The 22072-nt window shown below is 36.0% G+C and carries 23 protein-coding genes; 6 read left to right on the forward strand and 17 right to left on the reverse strand.

Translation table 11 applies throughout. The features are described from left to right. Positions 1-299: 299 nt before the first annotated feature. Entirely contained in the window at positions 300-1286 is a 987-nt protein-coding gene (lipA, locus tag AC2117_RS09735) for a lipoyl synthase (RefSeq protein ID WP_133973722.1), read from the forward strand. Between the two features lie 156 nt (positions 1287-1442). After that, positions 1443-2582 (forward strand): transcriptional regulator, encoded by a 1140-nt coding sequence (locus AC2117_RS09740; RefSeq protein ID WP_133973724.1) that lies wholly within the window; start codon positions 1443-1445, stop codon positions 2580-2582. 51 nt (positions 2583-2633) lie between these two features. Here the strand turns inward: AC2117_RS09740 and AC2117_RS09745 are convergent, their stop codons facing one another. Then, the gene (locus AC2117_RS09745) at positions 2634-3386 is read right to left on the reverse strand and encodes a TenA family transcriptional regulator (RefSeq protein ID WP_042896429.1); all 753 of its coding nucleotides are present in this window, start codon (positions 3384-3386) and stop codon (positions 2634-2636) included. Positions 3387-3705: 319 nt separating this feature from the next. On the opposite strand from AC2117_RS09745, the gene AC2117_RS09750 reads away from it, so the two are divergent. Then, on the forward strand, positions 3706-4935 hold the full coding sequence (locus AC2117_RS09750) for a GGDEF domain-containing protein (RefSeq protein ID WP_133973726.1): 1230 nt from the start codon (positions 3706-3708) through the stop codon (positions 4933-4935). Positions 4936-5158: 223 nt separating this feature from the next. Here AC2117_RS09750 and AC2117_RS09755 read toward each other — a convergent pair whose 3' ends face one another. The 8 genes from AC2117_RS09755 to AC2117_RS09790 all read right to left on the reverse strand — a co-directional run bounded on the left by AC2117_RS09755 (position 5159) and on the right by AC2117_RS09790 (position 12519). Beyond that, a complete protein-coding gene (locus tag AC2117_RS09755; RefSeq protein ID WP_075431523.1) occupies positions 5159-5884 on the reverse strand; it encodes a hypothetical protein in 726 nt (241 codons plus the stop codon). A gap of 334 nt (positions 5885-6218) precedes the next feature. Continuing rightward, positions 6219-7310 carry a chorismate synthase gene (gene aroC, locus AC2117_RS09760; RefSeq protein WP_133973728.1) on the reverse strand — a complete coding sequence of 364 codons (1092 nt, stop codon included), beginning with the start codon at positions 7308-7310 and terminating at the stop codon, positions 6219-6221. A 12-nt stretch (positions 7311-7322) separates the two neighbouring features. Then, the gene (prmB, locus tag AC2117_RS09765; protein ID WP_133973730.1) at positions 7323-8327 is read right to left on the reverse strand and encodes a 50S ribosomal protein L3 N(5)-glutamine methyltransferase; all 1005 of its coding nucleotides are present in this window, start codon (positions 8325-8327) and stop codon (positions 7323-7325) included. A 226-nt stretch (positions 8328-8553) separates the two neighbouring features. Continuing rightward, entirely contained in the window at positions 8554-9759 is a 1206-nt protein-coding gene (gene trpB, locus AC2117_RS09770; RefSeq protein ID WP_133973732.1) for a tryptophan synthase subunit beta, read from the reverse strand. A gap of 36 nt (positions 9760-9795) precedes the next feature. Further along, the gene (locus AC2117_RS09775) at positions 9796-10983 is read right to left on the reverse strand and encodes a vWA domain-containing protein (RefSeq protein ID WP_133973734.1); all 1188 of its coding nucleotides are present in this window, start codon (positions 10981-10983) and stop codon (positions 9796-9798) included. 15 nt (positions 10984-10998) lie between these two features. Then, on the reverse strand, positions 10999-11850 hold the full coding sequence (locus AC2117_RS09780) for an AAA family ATPase (RefSeq protein WP_133973736.1): 852 nt from the start codon (positions 11848-11850) through the stop codon (positions 10999-11001). 29 nt (positions 11851-11879) lie between these two features. After that, on the reverse strand, positions 11880-12266 hold the full coding sequence (locus AC2117_RS09785) for a hypothetical protein (protein WP_042896437.1): 387 nt from the start codon (positions 12264-12266) through the stop codon (positions 11880-11882). Then, a complete protein-coding gene (locus AC2117_RS09790) occupies positions 12259-12519 on the reverse strand; it encodes a YcgL domain-containing protein (protein ID WP_240490109.1) in 261 nt (86 codons plus the stop codon). The genes AC2117_RS09785 and AC2117_RS09790 overlap by 8 nt, the downstream gene beginning before the upstream one ends. Positions 12520-13034: 515 nt before the next feature. Here AC2117_RS09790 and AC2117_RS09800 point away from each other — a divergent pair. Then, positions 13035-13199 carry a hypothetical protein gene (locus AC2117_RS09800; RefSeq protein ID WP_042896440.1) on the forward strand — a complete coding sequence of 55 codons (165 nt, stop codon included), beginning with the start codon at positions 13035-13037 and terminating at the stop codon, positions 13197-13199. A 68-nt stretch (positions 13200-13267) separates the two neighbouring features. Here the strand turns inward: AC2117_RS09800 and AC2117_RS09805 are convergent, their stop codons facing one another. From AC2117_RS09805 to AC2117_RS09815, 3 genes are all read right to left on the reverse strand, one after another. Further along, the gene (locus AC2117_RS09805) at positions 13268-13603 is read right to left on the reverse strand and encodes a hypothetical protein (protein ID WP_133973738.1); all 336 of its coding nucleotides are present in this window, start codon (positions 13601-13603) and stop codon (positions 13268-13270) included. A 158-nt stretch (positions 13604-13761) separates the two neighbouring features. After that, a complete protein-coding gene (locus AC2117_RS09810; RefSeq protein ID WP_133973740.1) occupies positions 13762-14028 on the reverse strand; it encodes a hypothetical protein in 267 nt (88 codons plus the stop codon). 94 nt (positions 14029-14122) lie between these two features. Then, positions 14123-14974, reverse strand: coding sequence for a LysR family transcriptional regulator (locus AC2117_RS09815; protein ID WP_133973742.1), 852 nt, complete (start codon positions 14972-14974; stop codon positions 14123-14125). 118 nt (positions 14975-15092) lie between these two features. Between AC2117_RS09815 and AC2117_RS09820 the strand changes: the two genes are divergently transcribed. Next, positions 15093-15776 (forward strand): FMN-dependent NADH-azoreductase, encoded by a 684-nt coding sequence (locus tag AC2117_RS09820; protein WP_133976303.1) that lies wholly within the window; start codon positions 15093-15095, stop codon positions 15774-15776. A 464-nt stretch (positions 15777-16240) separates the two neighbouring features. On the opposite strand, the gene AC2117_RS09825 is transcribed toward AC2117_RS09820, so the two are convergent. From AC2117_RS09825 to AC2117_RS09845, 5 genes are all read right to left on the reverse strand, one after another. Next, on the reverse strand, positions 16241-17365 hold the full coding sequence (locus AC2117_RS09825; protein WP_133973744.1) for a ribonuclease D: 1125 nt from the start codon (positions 17363-17365) through the stop codon (positions 16241-16243). Positions 17366-17693: 328 nt separating this feature from the next. After that, a complete protein-coding gene (recR, locus tag AC2117_RS09830; RefSeq protein WP_005047371.1) occupies positions 17694-18290 on the reverse strand; it encodes a recombination mediator RecR in 597 nt (198 codons plus the stop codon). 9 nt (positions 18291-18299) lie between these two features. Next, positions 18300-18629 (reverse strand): YbaB/EbfC family nucleoid-associated protein, encoded by a 330-nt coding sequence (locus AC2117_RS09835; protein ID WP_075431395.1) that lies wholly within the window; start codon positions 18627-18629, stop codon positions 18300-18302. A 281-nt stretch (positions 18630-18910) separates the two neighbouring features. After that, positions 18911-19144 carry a hypothetical protein gene (locus AC2117_RS09840; RefSeq protein ID WP_133973746.1) on the reverse strand — a complete coding sequence of 78 codons (234 nt, stop codon included), beginning with the start codon at positions 19142-19144 and terminating at the stop codon, positions 18911-18913. Positions 19145-19338: 194 nt separating this feature from the next. After that, the gene (locus AC2117_RS09845; protein ID WP_197730897.1) at positions 19339-20526 is read right to left on the reverse strand and encodes an O-succinylhomoserine sulfhydrylase; all 1188 of its coding nucleotides are present in this window, start codon (positions 20524-20526) and stop codon (positions 19339-19341) included. Between the two features lie 135 nt (positions 20527-20661). Between AC2117_RS09845 and AC2117_RS09850 the strand changes: the two genes are divergently transcribed. Continuing rightward, positions 20662-21747, forward strand: a complete 1086-nt coding sequence (locus AC2117_RS09850; RefSeq protein WP_133973750.1) for an alpha/beta fold hydrolase — start codon at positions 20662-20664, stop codon at positions 21745-21747. Positions 21748-22072: the final 325 nt, after the last annotated feature.

A 22072-nucleotide genomic window follows, 5' to 3' on the forward strand; every position in this document is an offset into this window, starting at 1 on the left:
TTCGCTATAAATAATTAAACTCAAAATCAACAATCAATCTATTAGACTAAAAAGTTTTTAATTAAAATAATTCCAATTAAACCATTAATTTCAAAAACTTAACCATTGAAAATATTTTTTGAATTTTTTTATATTTTTCATTTAGTTGTAAAACAAACCTTTAACCAACCTTTATTATTTTATAATACTCGCCACACTCTGTATTTATAATTAATTGCAATTTATTAAAATGATTTTAATAGGACTTTAATTTTAAAAATCAGAGTTTAATTAAGTTTTAAAAAAATGGAATTAATAATATGGATTTTAAAAGACAAGTAGAAACTGGTATTAAATTAAGAGGTGCTGATAAAGTATCTCGTATTCCCATTAAGGTTATACCTACACAAGATTTACCAACTAAACCTGAGTGGATTAGAGCAAAAATTACAGATTTTGAAGAAATTAAACGTATTAAAAATCTGTTGCGTCAGCAAAAGTTACATAGCGTTTGTGAAGAGGCTGCATGTCCAAATTTACCGGAATGCTTTGGCGCCGGTACAGCAACATTTATGATTATGGGTGATATCTGCACCAGACGTTGCCCATTCTGTGATGTCGCTCATGGTCGCCCAAAACCTTTAGATGAAAATGAACCTAAACATTTGGCTGAAACGGTCGCTAACCTAAACTTAAAATATGTAGTGATTACCTCTGTAGACCGTGATGATCTACACGATGGTGGAGCTGCACATTTTGTAAAATGTATTGAAGAGATCAGAAAGCGCTGTCCAGAAACCCTAATTGAAATTTTGGTCCCCGATTTTCGTGGTCGTTTAGAGACAGCCCTTTCGACTTTGAGCTTATCTCCTCCAGATGTGTTTAATCACAATATAGAAACTGTTCCACGTTTATATAAAGCCATGCGCCCTGGCTCAGACTATCAACATTCGTTAGAGTTATTAAAACGCTTTAAAACCTATTGTCCCGATATCAAAACCAAATCTGGTTTAATGGTTGGATTAGGAGAAATCGAGGCAGAAGTGCTTGCCCTACTGAACGATTTGAAAGACTATCAAGTTGACCTTGTGACCATTGGGCAATATCTTCAACCTTCAAAATCACATGCACCTATTCACCGATTTGTAAATTTACAAGAATTTGAAAGATACACTCTGCATGGTAAACGACTAGGTTTTAAAAATATTTGGAGTGCCCCTATGGTCCGTTCTAGCTACTTTGCTGACCGACAATATTTTGGAGAAACTGTACCAAAACCTTTTAGTCGACAAGATGTCTTATCTTAAGGATCAGGTAATTAACAAAACTTATCCAATAGGCTAATGGTCAACCCTTTTAAAATTATTTAAGGTAAGGAGACAACTAGGAAATAGTCACAATAAAAAAGTTATAACTGTTGAGCGGCTACGGATACGCCATTTCAATGATAAAGGAATTTCGATATGGATATGTCAGAACAATTATCATCGCCTTTTATGGATAATACTCCGTCCTTCTTTCGGCCGGAAAAGTCATCTCATGCTCAATATTTAGGAAAAAAGCCATCAGTTGACCTTGAAGCAGCTCCTATATTTGACTTAAGTGAAGAATGGGAACATTCATTATTCGGACGTTCTATTCATGAGTGTCACCGAAACTTAATGCACATTGCCGAAGATGCTGATATGGCAATTGGTGTGACAGATCCTCATGGCACTCTGCTATGGACATGGAGTAGTCATCCTATGCGTTCATCGGCAGAGCAAGTTCATTTTGTTGAAGGCGGCCAGTGGTCTACTCAAGCAGTTGGGCAAAATGCCATTGGTTTAGCATTAAATACTCATTCAGCTAACTGCGTTTACTCACATGAAAACCAAATGAATAGTGTTAGAGATTGGGTCTGTTACGCTGCACCGATTACCGACACGCAGACAGGCCAATTTTATGGGATTATGAATTTGTCTACAAAATCTCATAAGCATAACTCGTTAGGTCTTTTGGCAGTTGAACGCTGTGCTGACATTGTTAAACAAGCGATTCAGCTTCACCAAAAAAATATTTTATACATTAAGGCTTTCGGCACTCCAAAGATTCAATATAACCAATGCAGCCTGACATTAACTCAACGTCAAATTGAGATTCTGTGCATTCTGACACTATGCCCAGAAGGTATTAACCTTGAAGAATTACACTATGCTTTATATGGTGATCGGCCAGTAAGTACCACGACGTTAAAAGCAGAACTTTCACAACTCAGAAACTTAATTCCCGATGTGATCGAGTCTCGTCCATATCGACTTAACTGTGAAATTCAATGTGATTTTTTAATGGCAGAACAAGCATTAAACCTAGGCTTCACAGCAACAACATTAACTCTTTATCGGGGGAGTTTTTTAGCTAAATCAGAAAGTCCATTTTTATGTGCATGGAGAGACTGTTTCGACGCTCGTTTAAGCCATGTAATTTATCAAATTGAAGATGTCGATCAGTTATTACGTGTTGTAGGCCGAGTCCCAGACCGTGTAGATGCAGTAGAGCGTTTGCTTGAGTTATTACCTGAAGACACGCCTTATCGAGCAAAACTTTTAAAATTACTTGAATAAATATAAAAAAGGGAAATACACATAGATATTTCCCTTCTTTTTAAGGTGAGATCAAGCAGAGGCTTGAAGCTGTACCTTATAGCAATCATCCAAGGCTAATTCATAATAGCGTAGCCCTTCTTCGGCCGCATGAAATGCTTTTTTCTGCCAGTCAGAACGATCATTGCACAACCGTTTAATCAGCTCCATAGCCTCGTAAGGATGTAAATCATCATAGTGAGCATGCGCACGCAACCAAGCTAAAGAACGTTTATTAATAGACACTTGCGGGTGATCGGTATAGGTGTGAATACCTTTGTATACTTGAATAGACCAATCCCCTGTCGCCCATTCAATTGCAAGATTTGTTGCAGCAAGACATTCCGCCAAATTACCACGGTGGCTCATATTCCATAAAAAATGATTCACCGCATTCATCGCAGCTGGCGGTCGTACATGGTCGAGTTCATCAAGAGTTAAGCCAAAACCTCCAGCCCAATCGCGATACCATTGTAAATGTCGCTCTTCTACCTTGATATTTTGAATTAACCAATCTCGTGCTTCTGTAACCCCAGGTTCAGAAAACCCCGTTGCTTTGGCTAATGCTCCAGCCATGTATGACGGGAAATGGGCAACCAATGGATAAAAGTTAAGTAAGGCATAGCGAAAACTATCTAGGCTCAATCCCCCATTGGCCATTTCCGTAAAAAACGGATGTTTACTTACTCGTTCTTTCACTGGTAGCAGATCATCCCAGAACTGCTGTGACCATTCATTATGCGGCGTAATTTCTAAATGCATTCCATATTGATTTAGAGCAGTCATTGCTAATTTTCCTATTTATATGACAGCAATCATCTGTATTTCACGCTATAAGTCTATCCGAAAATGATAAAGATACAATCGTTAATCGACCATTTGTAACTTTTTTCGATGGATTGTGAATCTTTAGATACTTACTACGCTAATCATTGAAATGTCGTGATTTTTATCACATTTAACATAGATAAAAATCATTACTTTTTTAAAAAAACTGTATTATTATTTTGAATAAACCACACATTATATAATCAATATTTTTAGATGGAACTTTACTAAAATAAGTCTCATTTCATGACAACTTCCAATATAGTGAGCATTAATTATGAAGTTGCAAGGTTCCAATATATTGGGACAGGAACAAATAGATTTATTAACCACACGAGGCTTAAACTTCGTTTGGTTCCCAAAGCAGCTTGAAACGATCTATCGTTCTCAATACCAAAATGGTGCTGCCTATGAGTTTCGCTATAGAGCTCCTATTATTTTAATATTATATATATTTTTAAGCTTTGGTATATATCAAGTTTTACCAACTGAACAAGTTTTATCCTGGTTTAGCTATTATTCATGGGTCGGTGTAATAATTACTATTGCTTGGGTTTTATCATTTATTAAAAAATTAAATCAGTATTTTGATTATTATGTAGGAATTGGTTCAGCTTTAGCTGTTGCGATTACTTTTATTTTAATTAACGTCATTGAAAATGGACAAGATAATGTTCTTTTTCATGCAGCAATGATGTATGCCATTGTGATTATTTATGGTGCTGTAGGTATGCGCTTTTATACCGCCATATTTGCTGGATGGATGGGAGGACTTGTTGGAATTCTGGCAAGTAACTACTTAAATGGGGTGATCGACTGGACCTTTTTGAACCGCACTTACACCTTTAGTAGTTTTTTGGGAATGACCCTTGCCTATGCAACTGACCGTCAACATCGAGAAAACTACTTACAAAACTGTATGATTGAGCTGAATCGTATTGAATTGATGCAACAAGCACAGCAACTCTCATTACTTTCACAACAGGATGCTCTCACTGGTCTAGCCAATCGGCGCTATTTAGATGAAACGTTGGATAACGAATGGCGCCGTGCTTTACGTCATGAAACCCCGCTTACTATCATGATGGTCGATATTGATTACTTTAAGTCATATAACGATACATTAGGTCATCTAAAGGGCGATGAATGCTTAAAAGAAATCGCAATTGCTATTTCTTCTATTGCTGCTCGTAGCGGTGATCTGGTTGCTCGTTATGGCGGAGAAGAGTTTTTACTTTTGTTTCCAATGACAAATACTCAGCAAGCCTTGATCCAAGTTGAACGATTGATGAGCGCCATTAATAAAATCGCTATTGAGCATCCATCTAGCAGTGTTTCTGGGTCTGTAACAATTAGTGTAGGTGTTGCCACCACGATTCCACGTTTAAATGATTCAATTTCAGCTTTTGTTGCACGTGCCGATCATGCATTGTATAAAGCCAAAACTAATGGCCGTAATCAATATAAAATTGCTGTAAACGAAGAACAAATTGTAGATTTAACTTAAAAATTCAGGCTTTTATAGTTTCTTTTTTAATTAAAATGAATAGAAATAAACAATTAGCTTTCCCATCCGTGGCAAAGCTAAAATGTAATTTAGAACAAATACGTACAAAAACCTCTTTTATTTAAACTTAATAAATTTACCGGCCTTCAATACATTAATATTCAATTTCTAGATAATAAAAATGATAGCTACAGCTAATTTAGTATAAAAAAATTCCACTTCATTAGAGTTCACCTTTTAACCTTTTCCAAAATTTAATTAAAAAATAAAATAATGAATTTTGTTCTATTCTTTGCGGCACATTGGAAATGGCTTCAGCTGAAAATGGTAAAATCGAAACAATATTCTCATGTATTGTTTCATAATTTGGATAGGCTTCTTTTTTTATTATTTCTATAATTTTTTGTATTTCATCAAGAGATAAATTTAAAAATCTCTTAATTTCTTGAGCCGTTTTTGACTCAATAGATAATAAAGCACAAACTCTAGTGACATTAACAATCTGTTCTGCATGAATATTTTTAAAGTTTGGATAACAAATAAGCTTATAAATAATTTTTGTCTCTAAATGTTCTTTAGATACTATATTCTCATTATTTATTATACGTTCTTGATGACTTATTTTGAAATATTCATTCTTCTCAATATCTTGTAAAATATTTAGAAGTTCCTGATATCTTATTGGTCTCTTCAAACCATACTGATAACCTTTTAAAAGCTCAGGGTTATTACTTAATACGATCTTAATTTTTTTAGGAATAAGTATATTGGTATAACCACTATCTAAATCAATAATATGTATATCTGGATTGTTTTCACTGTATATCCAATTCCCCAAAAGATGAGATGACAAAGATAAGTCATGAATAACTTTTATCATTGCCTCTAAATTTTTAGGCAATAGCCTATCCTTTGACATACAGCCAATTCTATATGTGCTCTGATTCATTGATATTTCCCCAATTTCAATGATGACTTTGAAAATTCTTTGTTTAAAGTAATAAAAATTTAAATATGTAATAAACTTATATAAAAGCAATTTGAGTAAAATTACCTTTAAGAGATAAATATAAATATTTGGTACAGTAAAAAATTTAACAAGATTAATTGCCAAGCTCTACAGATGAATATACTCAAAAATAAATCGCAGAATATTATATTTATATAAATATTATAAGACAAGGAAATAATTTAAAATTTAATTAAACTTAATATAATAAAAATTTAAAACCCCATATTTAATTTAAATATGGGGTTTCATTTACTCTAATCAAAAATTATGACTATGGTTCAATTGGAGAAAATGGTGGAATAACATCTGCATTTTGAGCACGATGACGTAAAAAATGGTCCATTAAAACAATGGCTAACATTGCCTCTGCAATTGGTGTCGCACGCACACCTACGCAAGGATCATGACGGCCTTTAGTCAAGACATCGGTATCTTCACGATTTAAATTAATCGTTTTACCCGGTGTCGTAATGCTTGCTGTTGGTTTTAGTGCAATAGCAACTCGAATGGATTGACCACTTGAGATACCGCCTAAAATACCGCCTGCATGATTCGCTAAAAAGCCATTACTGGTCAATTCATCACGTGTTTCATGACCAAACTGTCCAGCAACTGCAAAACCATCACCAATTTCAACACCTTTAACCGCATTAATACTCATCATCGCGTGAGCAATATCAGCATCTAAACGGTCAAAAACAGGTTCGCCCCAACCCACAGGAACTTTTTCAGCTAAAATTTCTAGCTTTGCGCCGCAGCTTGTTCCTTGTTCACGTAAAGATGTCACTAAGGCTTCAAAACGTGAAACTGCGTCTACATCACCACAGAAAAATGGATTATTCGTAACTTCATTCCAATCCAGTTTTTCAGCAACTTCATTACCAATTTGGGTAACATGTCCACGTATCAAGACACCAAATTTTTCTGCTAAATATTTTTTAGCAATTGCACCCGCTGCAACACGCATAGCAGTTTCACGAGCACTTGAACGGCCACCGCCACGATAGTCACGGAAACCGTATTTTTGTGTATATGTATAATCGGCATGGCCAGGTCTAAAAGTTTGGGCAATATTGCCGTAATCTTTTGATTTCTGATCAGTATTCTCAATCAACAAACCAATTGGCGTACCTGTCGTTTTACCTTCAAAAACACCTGAAATGATTTTAACTTGATCAGGCTCTTTACGTTGAGTCGCAAATTTAGAAGTACCCGGTTTACGACGGTCAAGGTCTTTTTGCAAGTCTTCTTCAGACAGCTCAAGGCCCGGTGGCACACCGTCAACAATTGCCATTAAGCCAACGCCATGAGACTCACCGCAAGTAGTTACACGAAAGAGTTGTCCAATACTATTCCCTGCCATATGCCCAACTCCTTATATTTGCTCTTCAAATAGTTTTCTATAACGGCGACATTGTTCAGCAGTCAAAGCAAAAATACCTGAACCACCTTTTTGGAAAGTGAGCCAGTTGAAATCAATCGTATTAAAGTTCTGACGCATTGACCATTCAGAATTACCGACTTCAATGACAATCAGGCCATCTTCAGTTAAGTAATCTGCCGCTTGTGCAAGCATTTTACGAACTAAATCTAAACCATCTTGGCCTGCTGCCAATGCGAGTTCAGGTTCATGTAAAAATTCTTCTGGTAAGTCAGCCATGTCTTCAGCATCGACGTACGGTGGATTACTTACAATCAAATCATACTGGTTTTCAGCTGGAATCTTGGCGAATAGATCCGACTCAAGCAATGCAACTTGATATTGCTTATTGTGGTGCTCAGCATTAATTGAAGCAACTTCTAGCGCTTCTTTAGAGATGTCAGTTGCATCTATTTCAGCATCTGGATAAGCATAAGCCAAAGCCACTGCAATACACCCAGAACCTGTACACATATCTAAAATACGATGCGGAGTTTTAGGGTTTGCATTTTCTGGCAAATTATTGAGCGCTTCGCGCATTTGACCATTTTCATCTAAACAATATGGCGCAAAACGTTGTTCAATTAATTCTGCAATTGGTGAACGTGGAATGAGTACACGCTCATCTACATAGAATGGTTTATTAAAGAAATACGCAAGATTTAGTAAATAAGATGTTGGAATACGGTCATTGATACGGCGTTCCAATAAACTTAAAAATTCTGCTTTTTCACTTGGTAATAACTTCGCATCTAGAATTTGTGCGTCTGCTGACCATTCAAGAGATAAGGTTTGTAAAACTAATGCAGAGCTTTCTGCAAAATAATCTTCAGTACCTTGTCCTAAATGTGCATCATGTTGACGTAATGCTGATACCCCAAAACGAATAAAATCTCGAATTGTTGATAAATTTTCAGCCGCTTCCTGTAAGTTTTCAGGGCTAATCGTCGGTCGCTCCACTTAGGCGTCTCCAAAGGCAAATTTTGCAAAGTGACTATTCTACTGAGTGAGGTACAGCAAAGCAACGCTTTGCCCTGTGAACCGGAGTTTTACAGACCTATCTTGAACAATCACACGTTAAAATCAGACTACTTTGTTTTAATTATAAAATAATGAAATTTAATTTAGATGTTCAAAACAAAAAGCAGCCCTTAAATGGTAGGCTGCTTTTGAAGTTTAATGAGTTTTAAAGCTTAAGCTTTTCAGCAACATAATCAGAGTCTTTATCCCCACGCCCCGATAGATTCACCACAATCATGGTTTCTTTAGCTAATTGGGGAGCTTCGCGAATTGCCCATGCAACAGCATGTGAGCTTTCAAGCGCAGGAACAATGCCTTCAACTCGAGAAAGTGTCATAAAAGCATCTAAGCACTCTTGGTCAGTTGCGGTGCTATATTCAACACGACCTAAATCTTTTAAAAAACTGTGTTGTGGGCCAACGCCCGGATAGTCAAGTCCCGAGGCAATAGAATGCACGGGTAAAGGTTCACCTTCCTCATTTTCAAGGACATAACACGCCATACCATGAATTTGACTTGGCTTACCTAAAGTTAGCGTTGCCGAATGCATATTGGTATCTAAACCATGTCCAGCAGGTTCAACTCCTACCAGTTTCACATCGGAATCATTTAAAAATGCAGTAAATGCACCTATTGCATTTGAACCGCCACCGACACATGCCACAACATAATTCGGACTTTTCCCAAATCGCTGATGGGTTTGATCTTTAATTTCATTGCCAATAATCGATTGAAAATCACGAACCATCTTAGGAAATGGATGTGGACCTACCACGGAACCAATCGCATATATAAAGTTTTTTGGGTCTTTTAAATATTCTTCAAATGCACTATCAACAGCATCTTTTAATGTTGCTGTACCACGTGTTACTGCGACCAAATGAGCACCTAAAATTTTCATTTTGACAACATTTGGATGTTCTTTTTCAATATCTACTTGCCCCATGTGAATTTCACAAGGAATCCCCACCAAAGCACAAGCTGTTGCCAAAGCTACCCCATGCTGACCAGCACCAGTCTCTGCAATAACTTTCTTTTTACCCATATATTTGGCAAGTAAAGCTTCGCCTAAACAGTGATTGATTTTATGAGCACCTGTATGGTTCAAATCTTCACGTTTTAAATAAATTTGTGCCCCACCTAACTGATCAGAAAGGCGTTTGGCATGAAATAGAGGACTTGGGCGGCCAACATAATTCGCAAAAAGATCGGTCAATTCATTTTGAAATTCAGGGGAGTGTCGAATTTCTTCATAAGCAACATTAATCTCATCCATTGCCTCTTTTAAATGTGGAGGAATGAACTGTCCGCCATATTCACCAAAAAATCCTTGTTCATTCGGCAAAGCAATACCGTTAATTTGATGTTGCATATTGTCTCTCTGTTAAAATTATTAAAGTTATTAAGTTTATCTAGAAAGGTAGCGTGTCATATCCTCAATGCCTTTTAGCGTCATTGGGTACATATGATTTTCAAAAATTTCTTTAATCCAGCCAATGGTTTGAGTGTAATGCCAATAGCTTTCAGTCTCTGGATTTAACCATGCTGTTTTATCAAAATGGTGACGTAAGCGGCGTAACCAAACCTCACCCGTCTCATCATTCATATATTCAACAGAGCCGCCAACCGATTTCAGCTCATACGGTGCCATACTGGCATCACCCACTACAATTACACGATAGTCGCGGCCATAGGTGTGAAACAGATCCCATGTATTCATACGGGTAGCTGTGCGGCGGTGATTATCTTTCCACACATAGTCATAGAGACAATTATGGAAATAAAAATACTCAAGCGTTTTAAACTCGCTTTTAGCCGCACTAAAGAGTTTCTCACATTGGGCAATATGAGCATCCATAGAACCGCCTACATCGAACAACATAAGCACTTTTATTCGATTTCGACGCTCAGGTACCATTTGAACATCAAGGATACCTTGCTTGGCTGTTTCACGGATTGTACCGTCAACATCCAACTCTTCAGCTGCACCTTGACGCGCAAATTTACGCAAACGGCGCATAGCAATTTGCATCTGACGAGTACCAAGAACTTGGTCGTCATCTAGATTTTGATATTTACGCTGTTCCCATACTTTTACCGCTGAACGTTTACGGCCTGGCCCACCAATCCGTACTCCTTCAGGATGATCACCAAAAGCCCCAAAAGGTGAAGTACCACCAGTACCCACCATGCGATTACCGCCTTGGTGTTTCTTATGCTGTTCGCGTAACCGCTCTTCCAGCATTTTCATCAGTTCTTCTAAGGAACCTGCTTTTTGGAGTTCTGCTCTTTGTTCAGGAGTTAAATGCTTTTCTAGAAGTTCTAAATCAAACCAGTCTTTTGGAAGTTTATGAACTTGTTTAAGCAACTCATCCAGATCAAAGGTTTCGATACCGTCAAAGTAGTCTTTTATGGCACGGTCAAACTTGTCAAAAAAGCGTTCATCTTTAACTAAAATAGTTTTAGCAAGTTGATAGAACTCTTCTTGATCGGCAAAAACCAAACCTTCACTTACTGCACGGTTTAAGTCAATAAGTTCACGAGTTGTAACTGGAACACCGTATTTACGTAAGGTGTAAAATAACCGCACAAACATGGGTTATTCCCTCCTTTAACGTCGAGACATGAAAGCCAAACGTTCGAGGAGTTGCACATCCTGCTCGTTTTTGATGAGTGCGCCATACAAAGGCGGAATAGCTTTAGATGCATCTCGATTGCGTAATACATCTTCAGGTATATCATCTGCCATGAGCAAACTTAACCAATCAATTAACTCAGAAGTTGATGGTGGTTTCTTCAAATTAGGAATTTCACGTAGTTTAAAGAAAACCTGTAAAGCTTCGTTGACCAGTGTTGCAGAAATATTCGGGAAATGAACATCGATAATTTCTCGCATGGTCACTTCATCTGGAAACTCAATGTAATGAAAGAAACATCGACGCAAGAAAGCATCTGGTAACTCTTTTTCATTATTCGATGTAATAATTACAATTGGGCGTTGTGTTGCCGTAATGGTTTCACTTGTTTCATAAACATAAAAAGACATTTTATCGAGTTCATGCAACAAGTCATTTGGAAACTCAATATCGGCTTTGTCAATTTCATCAATTAACAAGACACAACGCTCTTCACTGGTGAAAGCTTCCCACAATTTACCGGGTTTAATATAGTTCTTAATATCGTAAACACGGTCATCACCTAACTGGCTGTCTCGTAAACGAGAAACAGCATCATATTCATACAACCCTTGCTGTGCTTTGGTTGTCGATTTGATATGCCAAGTAATAAGTTTTAAGCCCAAACTTTCTGCTACTTGTTCAGCAAGTAAAGTTTTACCCGTGCCCGGTTCACCTTTAACCAGTAAAGGCTTTTGTAAAGCACGGGCTGCTTTTACAGCGAGCTTAAGACTGTCAGTCGCGATATATTGATCTGTACCGGTAAAATGTTGGGTATCAGCAGACATGTGAAGACCTTATTTTTCTATTTCAATGGTTAGATGGAACGCATGTTTTTGTTTATTGAATATTTTGACCAACAATATCCAATCACCAAACCTAGACCAACTACAAACAGAATTAAAGATAAATTTGACCAAATTAGAGGGCTATCTTTAGTTAAAACACCAAAAAGTAGTCCAAAAATAGCAGGTGCTACCGATGCATTCGGCCCTTCAGACACTGTTGGTGTGACTAAAATAGCAAATACAACAAGCCAGCTAATTGCACCAAAAGTTGTAGGAAGGCGACGCATTAATCGCCACCAACACCATAAAGCAATAATAGCGCCTATTCCATAAGCTGTTAATGCAATAGCATCTTCAGGAATAACATCCAAAAAAGAAAATAATTGATTCATTATTCCAGTTTGATTTTCACGCACCACGTAAGCCCTCTGGTTCAACCGCATTTGGGTTAATTAACCCTTCTGGCGGCATCTGAAGAAAGAAACCTTTTGTTTGTAATGAGTCTAAAACATGTAAAACATTAGCACGCGCCAATTTACGTGTTGGAGCTAATTCTAAATGCATGACAAACGTTGCACGGCCAAACGCTTGTAAAACAGCTTCGGGAATTTTTTCAAACGGATCAGCTTGTTCCGCATCGTCAGGATAGTTTGGACGAGCAATATAAATGTACATTTCATCTTTTTTGCTCGATCTATAAATATCACAGTGCATTTCAAATCAACTCTTGAACTAAGGACAGCATACATGAAAAAAAACGACTCACACACGCAGGTTTGTTTACGCATCAGTCGTTTTTTTAATTCTTGGGAAATATTAACCTACAACATTGATTAAGGTCGATAATAACTTTGTTCCAAACTAAAGCTGGTCTTCATAAAAATCAATAACCAATTGATTTAAAACACTAAATATAATTATTCATTTTAATAAAATAAAAACAATTTTAGAAAAAATACCAAATTGTTCATTATTGAGTAATTTTTGTGATCTGTTTTTAATACTTTTACCCTTTAATATCATGAAATTTATCATATTAAAGTTAGATATTACCTTTTTAAAATTCACATTTAGGTAAAACTTCTAACCACTTAACAAACATTAACAGACATTACTTAACTGGTTTAAATTCTCAATATGTTTCAATAATAAGTATCTTAATAATAGATGTGGAGGATGAACTTATGCCTCGTGGCGATAAAACAGCTTACACAGCAAAGCAAAAACGTCAGGCTAAACATATTGTTGAGAGTGAGGAAGACAGAGGCCATTCTCAAGAAGAGGCTGAACGAATCGCATGGTCGACCGTCAATAAACAAGATGGCGGCGGTAAGAAAAAGTCTCATTAATATAAACTTTGAATACTTCTTTAGTCTTGGCTAAAGAAGTATTTTTATCAAAAACAAGTTAATGCGGTTTAGAAAACTCGAGAGCTTCTTATATAGTCATCGCTTACTTGATTTAAGGCATTTAAAATAGCACTATCATCTTGACTTAATAGAGCTTCATTGAGGCATTCCATGTAGCCTATGAGCGTAGTTTTAGATGCATTGGCAAATTCAGATGTTACTGCTTCATCTTCATATAAAATCACGTAACTACGTGCAAAACCATAGATTAAATAGATGGCTGCTTTTTCTTTTGTGTTTTGAGATTCTTTTAGAGACTGTTCACAAGCATTTTTTAAATCTTTAAATGCATCTGTACCAGTAGATTGATTTTTGAAAGATAAAAGTATTGTTTGGAAGTTCATATCCATATTCCACTTAAAAAGTAAAGCTACAGAAGATGATAGGATCTGTCAAATAAAATCATGATTAACATGGATCTAAATGTAAATAAATTTATGTTCTCTTTTTAATTCTATATAAAAGACCGCTCTTAAAAAGCGGTCTACTAAAAAATCGATATTTAAAAGCTTATTTCTATCGTTATGGTTGTACCAGAGTGCTCAATATTGGTTGAAACATTGAAGCCTCTTCCTCTAAGTTCCTCTTCTACGTGTGTGAGATGATCAGGACTTACAGCGTCAATAGGAAACAGGAAAGTTGCTTTTCGCTGCCCTCCCTTAGATTCAATTTCAGTACCTATTAAAATTTTTTCTAACATGGCCTCTTGATTAATTTTAAAATTTTTAGCATTTTGACGCGCTTGTTCAGCACTAAAGTTATTAAGCATATTTATCTCTCTAATTATTAATTTATTTAAGTTTATAGCATAAAAAGATTATATAGTTTTAGTGTTGTGTCGTTAATTCCGACCAGAAATAAGCTTATTGATTAAATAACATTTCTATCCATTCAATAAATTTTCTGGCATTTCTATTTTTAAACTCTTCTTTCTTTGGAATGTAGTAGCACAGCTCTGATTGAATTAATTGAGTTTTAAGCGGTTGTATAAGATTTGCTTTAATAAATCTCTGAGCAAGTGTAGAAGAACAAAATACCAGTCCATTAGCCGCTAATGCTTCATGTATTCCAAAAATTTCCTGATCAAACTTCTTAATTGTTATTTGCGTTCGGTCCCATCCATTCAGCTCAAGCCAAGTCTCTAGTGGCGGACTTGGTAGTGCTTTATTTTTCCATTCTGTGGTGAATAACGTTATTGGCTCAGTCGTATATTTGGAAAGATCAAGTTTAGATGCACCAAATACATTAAAAGACTCATATTTAAGAATATCGTTAGAAGGTATTAAAGATACATCACCATATCGAATAGGTAATGTATATAAGTGATTTTCTAGCGCTTCTCCGGTAGAAAATTCAACTGAGATATCAGGATGTAGTTGATAAAATTCATTTATTGAGGGAATTAACAACAGTGCTGCTAATGAAGAGGTGGTCACCACTCTGAGTGTATTTCCATTTACTGTTATTTCATCTAGCGCATCTTCAATTTTACGAAATCCTTCAGAAATCGCTACTGCTAGCCTATCACCTGTGGTTGTAAGCGTTATTTTTCTTACCTGTCGATGAAATAAATCAACATTTAACCTGCTTTCAAGATTGGCAATATGATGTGAAATTGCAGTCGGTGTTAGCGAAAGCTCTTCAGCAGCCAATTTAAAACTGCCTAGTCGGGCAGCTGATTCAAATGCTCTAAGTGCTTGCAATGAGACCTGCATGCTTTCTCCTAAACCATAAATATAGGTGATTTAAAATCATCTATAGCTGTGATTTTCTCGTTTGTCTACTTCTTATTTAAAACTCAAAATAAATTAACTCCTAACCTTTATGGAATTTATAATGAGTAAGATGTTACATATAGATACTAGCGTGCGAGCTGCAATTAACCCCAATCCAAATCATAATTCTATTTCAAAAAATATTGCCAGCCGATTGGTCAATTCATGGAAAAATAAAAGGCCTATGGATGAATATATTTATCGTGATGTGGGAATGAATCCGCCCCCATTTATTACTCAAGACTGGATTGATGCTGTCTTCACACCTGAAAATAAAAGAACTAAAGCTCAATGCGATGTCTTATCAATATCAGATCAGTTAATAGCGGAAGTTTCGAGTTCAGATATCATTTTAATTTCTTCTCCTATGTACAATTACGGTATGCCAGCTCAACTAAAAGCATGGTTTGACCAAATTATTCGGATTAATAAAATATTTGATTTTGACCTTGCTCGAGGAGACTTTCCTTTACAACCTCTTTTATCTGGAAAAATTTTAATCATTATCACATCTAGTGGAGAGTTTGGATTTGAGAAAGATGGCATTCGTAAGAACATGAATCATCTTGTACCTCACCTGCGTACGCTCAGCAAATATTTAGGCGTAGAGAAAATTTATGAAATTGCTTCAGAATATCAAGAGTTTGGAGATGAACGACATATAAATTCATTAGAAAATGCTTTTCAAAAAGCTGAAGAACTTGTAGCCGAACTTGCTGGTTCATTCACAAAAAATCCGTAGAATATTAATAGTTAATTTTTAAAATTTAATAACCTACTGACATTTTAACTGGGCTATATCATTAAAAAATAAAAAGCCGACCCAATTGGGTCGGCTTTCTTATTTCTGCACTGAAACAAACTTATAGTTATATATTATTCATATTGAAATTGTTTTTCTTGCCTTCAAGAATATACAGACCTGTATGTTTAATCAATTGAATTTTTCTCATTGAATCGGTTAATTTAATTCATTATCACTTTTACAAATTAAAACTTCTTCAATTCATCACTTTACTAGCTTTTAAAATAAGTTAATTATTTACTATAACTAATATAATTATTCATTTTATTAACTATTAAAGTTAAATATCTATTATTCTAGATAAAAACTACTCAATTTAAAATTTAAGGCATTCAAATCTTCATAATCAAAAAAAGCCCATCACGAAGATGAGCCTTTTAAATTTTAACCATCAAATCATTTTAAATTGATAGACTTTCTTTTTCTTCTTGAAATAAATGAATTAACGGTTGAGTTAATAGCTCATAACGCCAACCCAAAAGATAATCAGGTAAATCTTGTTCATCCCCTTGAGAAAGAACATGTTGATGAATTGCATTTAGCCATTTTTTTCTAAGTAATACTTCTTTAGGAATAGAAGTTTCACTTATTGCGTGGGCAAGTACCACATCCATTTTATGTAAAGTTTCTTGAGATGTTACTTTAAAAGGTTTAGCAATTCTTGTTGGCCATTCACTTTCACTCGGTAAATCTTTCAGTAATTCTAGAATTGTTTTTCCATATTCACGAACTACATTTGGGCGAATATCTTTAACTTGCGAGAGTTGAAAATTATTACGTGGATTCTTTTCAACCATATCAATCATGGTTGAGTTTCTAAGAATAAAACTGCGTGGTTGATTGGTCGCTTTAACAATGTATTCACGCCATTCACTTAAATTTTGCAATTGCATCAATTGACGGCGCGAATGACGATAATTACCAACATCGGCATAGAGTAATTCTGTAGGCGTTTCACTAATAATTTCTTTAGTTAAACTACTACAATCTTCAAGAACATAGTCATAAAGCCCTTTCTGCTTAAGTTGTTCTTGAATATGATGAGCTAACTTCATTATATATAGAACATCATTGGCTGCATAACAGAGTTGCTGAGGCGATAAAGGCCGAGCCAACCAATCAGATCTTGTTTGATCTTTTTCAATGTCAATGTCGAGACAAAGCTTTAAAGCACCTTGGTAACTCACTTGTAGCCCATGGCCTAAGAAAGAAAGACCGACTTGAGTATCAAACACATTAAGCAGATCTTCTTGATCAGCGTAATGGTAGATTAAATCGATGTCTTCCCCACATGCATGAAAAATATTTTGCTGTGCGACAAATATTTTTTTCCAAAACTGACTTAGATCTAATGAAACACCATCCAACAGATAGACATTGCCATTTACATTGACTTGGCATACCCCAAGTTTAGGCCAGAGTGTGTCAACCTTAATAAATTCTGTATCAAGTCCATATATTGAACATTGATCCATTTTTTGAAGAACATCAACCAATTCGGTTTGCTGTTGGATAAACTGAAACATGCTTTCTCAAGTAAATGCAAAGAGTGCTAAGAACTCTGGTATATATAACATAGAAGTAGGAAATTACCACTTAAACCTTTATGAATACTCTATTTTTGAACAATTCTTCGCAAATAGATAATTTTTTGATCTTTTATTTATGCTTTTAAAGTTAACTCCAAATATTCATTGTTTAAAATCGCTAAGATCTTTTTCATTCTTATGTGCTTTCATATTTTATTTAAACGATTTTTTCTAATTAAAGCCAACATAATATTTGTCTTTAATAGCTAAATTAATAAACTTAATTCAATTTTATATAGCATCAAAGAAATAAGCATCGGAATGCTTATTTCATTCTCATGCGGTTGTGAACTGCCTGACTTAAAGTATGGCTATCAACATATTCAAGTTCACCACCTTGCGGTACGCCTTGAGCAATACGCGTCATTTGTATAGGTAAGTGCTTAGTCGCCTCTACCAAATAATGAGCGGTCGCCTGCCCCTCTACAGTCGCATTCGTGGCCAAAATCACTTCTTCAATAGTGCCTTGACTTAAACGCTGAATCAGATAAGGAACACCAATTTCTTCTGGGCCAATACCATCTAAAGGAGAAAGATGCCCACCTAAAACATGGTATTTACCACGAAAACTACCACTTTGCTCAATCGCCATTACATCTGCTGGTGATTCAACTACACACAATAGTTGGTCTTCCCGCTCAGTTGAGGCACAAATATCACAAATTTCATTTTCAGTTAGAGAATGGCAAACGCTGCACTCATGAATATAACTTGAAGCCTCATGTAAAGCATGAGCTAATGCAAACGCACCTTCTCGATTTTTCATCAAAAGATGTAATGCCATACGTTGAGCCGACTTCGGACCAACGCTAGGCAATATACGTAAAGCTTGAACGAGTTGTTCAAATCTATCACTAAACACAGAACTTCCTTAGAACATGCCCGCTAAGCCAGGTGGCAAGCCCATACCAGAATTTGCTTTTTGCATTTTTTCTTCTGAAATAATTTCTGCTTGACGCACAGCATCATTTACCGCTGCAGCAATCAAATCTTCAATCATATCTGGTTCATCTTGAAGGAGTTCAGGATTAATTTCGATACGTTTTACAAGATAGCGACCATTCATGGTTACTTTAACCAAACCACCACCAGCTTCTGCTTGGACTTCAGTTTGGGCAAGCTCTTCTTTCGCCTTTTTTATATTTGTTTCCATATCTTTTTGCATGCGCTGCGCTTGCTGCATGAGCATATTGATATTCATAACTTTACTCCGTATCTCTATCAAATCTTTAAAGTATTATTCGTTATTTGGTAATACTTTATAAAAACTCAATCTCATTGAACCAACCCATGTGATTAAAATCCATACAGATTAGTGCATTGAACTCAAATTAATCCGTAATTCTGACACAATAGACTAATGTTTTCTATCAGTATCTCTAGCTCTATTCGACGTAGCTACATGAGAAGCGTGGTTAAACTTAGGTACATTTCATAAATAGCTAAATTTTAAACATTAAAGTCTTATAAAAATTTAGGTCACTATTGAGAGGCCTGTAATCCTTTATCAATTGTTTTATATTCACTTAAAGGAACTTTTTTAAACGAGGTATTTGCTTGTTGAATAGATTTATCAGCTTCTTGTACCGACTTCTCTGCATTGTTAATCAATAAGGTTGTTTCATTCGCTGGGTTCTGATTCGGTTTGGTCAGTAATTTGTATCCCACCACCCCGATTACCCCCACCACGACAACGATAGCAATTGGCTTAAGCATTTTAAAACTCACATTTTTTTTAATTAAATTTAAAGTCTTTATACCCTGTGCCCTTACCTCTCATTTAAACAAAAATGTAGGCTTTTTATTGCAATTCTGAAATTTGAGTAACATTTAAATATAAAAAACCATCTCGATTAAAGAGATGGCTTCATGAACAAAATAACCAAAGAGAATTATTTCGATCGAAATAATTAGATTAAATCTAGACCACGTGAGATATCACGGATAATGTCGTTAATATCTTCCAAACCTACCGATACACGTATTAAACCCTCTTGGATGCCCGCCGCGGCTTTAGCTTCGGCAGAAAGTTTGCCATGTGTAGTCGTTGCAGGATGTGTAATTGTTGACTTCACGTCGCCCAAGTTACCGGTAATAGAAATAAACTTGGTATTATCGATGACTTTCCAAGCACCTTCACGCTCGCCTTTAACCACGAAAGAAACAATCCCGCCAAAACCATTTTGCTGTTTAGCAGCAAGTTCATAACCTTCTTGATTTGGCAAACCAGCGTAGTAAACTTTTTCTACTTTTTCATGAGTAGATAACCATTCTGCAAGAATTTGAGCACTTTCACAGTGTGCTTTCATACGCAAACGTAAAGTCTCTAAGCCTTTTAAGAAAATCCATGCATTAAATGGACTCATTGATGGCCCAAGCGTACGAACAACACCGAAAACTTCTTCTAACAACTGATGATTACCGACAACAGCACCGCCTAACGCGCGTCCTTGACCATCTAAATATTTAGTTGCCGAGTAAATAGCAAGATCTGCACCAAATTTTAATGGTTGCTGCAAAACAGGCGTACAGAAACTGTTATCAACTGCAAGTAATGCACCATTCGCATGGGCAATATCTGCAAGCGCCTGAATATCTGCGATCTCAGCTAGAGGGTTAGATGGTGACTCAACAAATAAAAGTTTAGTCTCTGGACGTACTGCGTTTTTCCATCCATCCAAATCACACAAATCAACAAATGTAATATCTACACCAAACTTGGCAATATATTTTTCAAACAATGCAACAACTGAACCAAAAACTGCTCTTGAGCAAATGACATGATCACCCGCTTTTAGATACGCCATAGCAACTGCCAAAATTGCACCCATTCCCGAGCTTGTCGCTACAGCTCGTTCAGCGCCATCTAAAGCTGCCAATCGTTTTTCGAACATGCCTACAGTCGGATTAGTAAAACGAGAATAGATATTTCCTTGAACCTGACCAGAAAATTTTGCTGCAGCTTCAGCTGCATTTTCATATACAAATGATGAAGTCAAAAAAATCGGTTCGCCATGTTCACCTTCAAAACTACGAGTATGTCCGGTACGAATGGCTAAGGTATCAAGTTGGTATTCTAAATCATCAGACTGGTTCATTAAATGTTCGCCTTTACTGGTCATGTACTAAAAACTATCATCATTTTGAGTGTCTAAGGTATTTAAGGTCAAGGTAAACCTTAAAATTATCGCTTAGACTTTATTCAATCTTTAGTAAATAGTTGGTAAAGCAAGATGAAACGCTTAAAGTCCCTTGTCTCTGAACAAAGTCAAATGAAGCATCTTTCTGCCCGACTATTTCACCCAAAAACATTGGTTCTATCACAAAGCACTCCCTATGAAGTCATTGGCGAGTTCAATCAAACCCGTATTCGCTATTACGCAGCAACACAGAAAAGATTTAAAGAGCCTTTAGTATTTGTGGCCCCACTCGCCATTAATATGGCGATATATGATTTATATCCTTACCGTTCTTTAATTAAATATTTCCAAAATGCTGGTTTCGATGTCTATTTGGTCGATTGGGGCCGTTTAAAATTTAAAGATAGACATCTTAATTTTTTATCTTTTATTGAAGATTTTATTCCTAAAGCTATAGAGCTCATCCGAACACACTCAAAAAGTGAGCAAATCTCACTCCATGGATGGAGTATGGCTGGCATATTTGTGACTTTATATACTGCTCTTAACCAACCTAATTACATTAAAAACCTGATTGTTCTTGGTAGTCCAATAGATAGTTATGCATCTGGCCATATTGGAAAGCTCTACCAGACCATGAATCACTTTATTGGTCGCAATAAAAAAATTCAGGACCGTATTTATTCTGGATTGCCAAAACGCCTTATTCATAGTCCCGGAATTTTAAATTCATTAGGCTTCAAAATTCTTGATCCTAAAGGTTGGTTTGATGGTCATATGCAATTGCTAAAAAATCTTGGTGACCTACAATTTGTACAAGAGCATGCAACCTTAAGTAATTTTTTAAATAACATGATTGATTACCCTGGAGGGATTAATCAGGACATGTTATTTAATGTCTGGCTACAAAATCCGTTAAAACAAGGCGTTATTCAGTTAAAAGATAAGAAAATCGAATTAAAAAATATAGATTGCTCTCTCTTAGTTGGTGCGGGTCGTAGTGATCAGTTGGTAACTGCTGAAGCTGCTTCTCCATTAAGTCAATTGACAAGCAGTCAAGATGTCACGTTTACTCTCATCCCGGGCGGTCATTTAGGCCTAATGTCGAGTCAGGCAAGTGCTCTGGAGTTCTGGCCAAAACTGGCAAAATGGCTGACCGAACGTTCAACACAAATTTAAGGATAAGGTCATAAGTCAATCTGCTGCATGTATTAGTTTGGGTCCTAACTATTGAAAATTTATAAGGCATTGCTAGATGCAAGTAAATTAGACTAAAAAAGCAACCGCTCCCATAAACAAAAAGCCTTATAGAACCCTTCACATAAATTAAATATAAAAAAAGCCCATTTCAATTTTAGAAATGGGCTACAAAAACTATCAAACGCAGCAATTAAGGACAATATAATAGAAGCTAAAACATGTAAAATCAATACATCTTTCAGTTGAATTGTAATCTAAGATTAATTTGAGCTTATTTATATTTTAGATATCAAAAGAAAAAGCC

Source organism: Acinetobacter calcoaceticus (genome assembly GCF_900520355.1).
Lineage (GTDB): Bacteria > Pseudomonadota > Gammaproteobacteria > Pseudomonadales > Moraxellaceae > Acinetobacter > Acinetobacter calcoaceticus_C.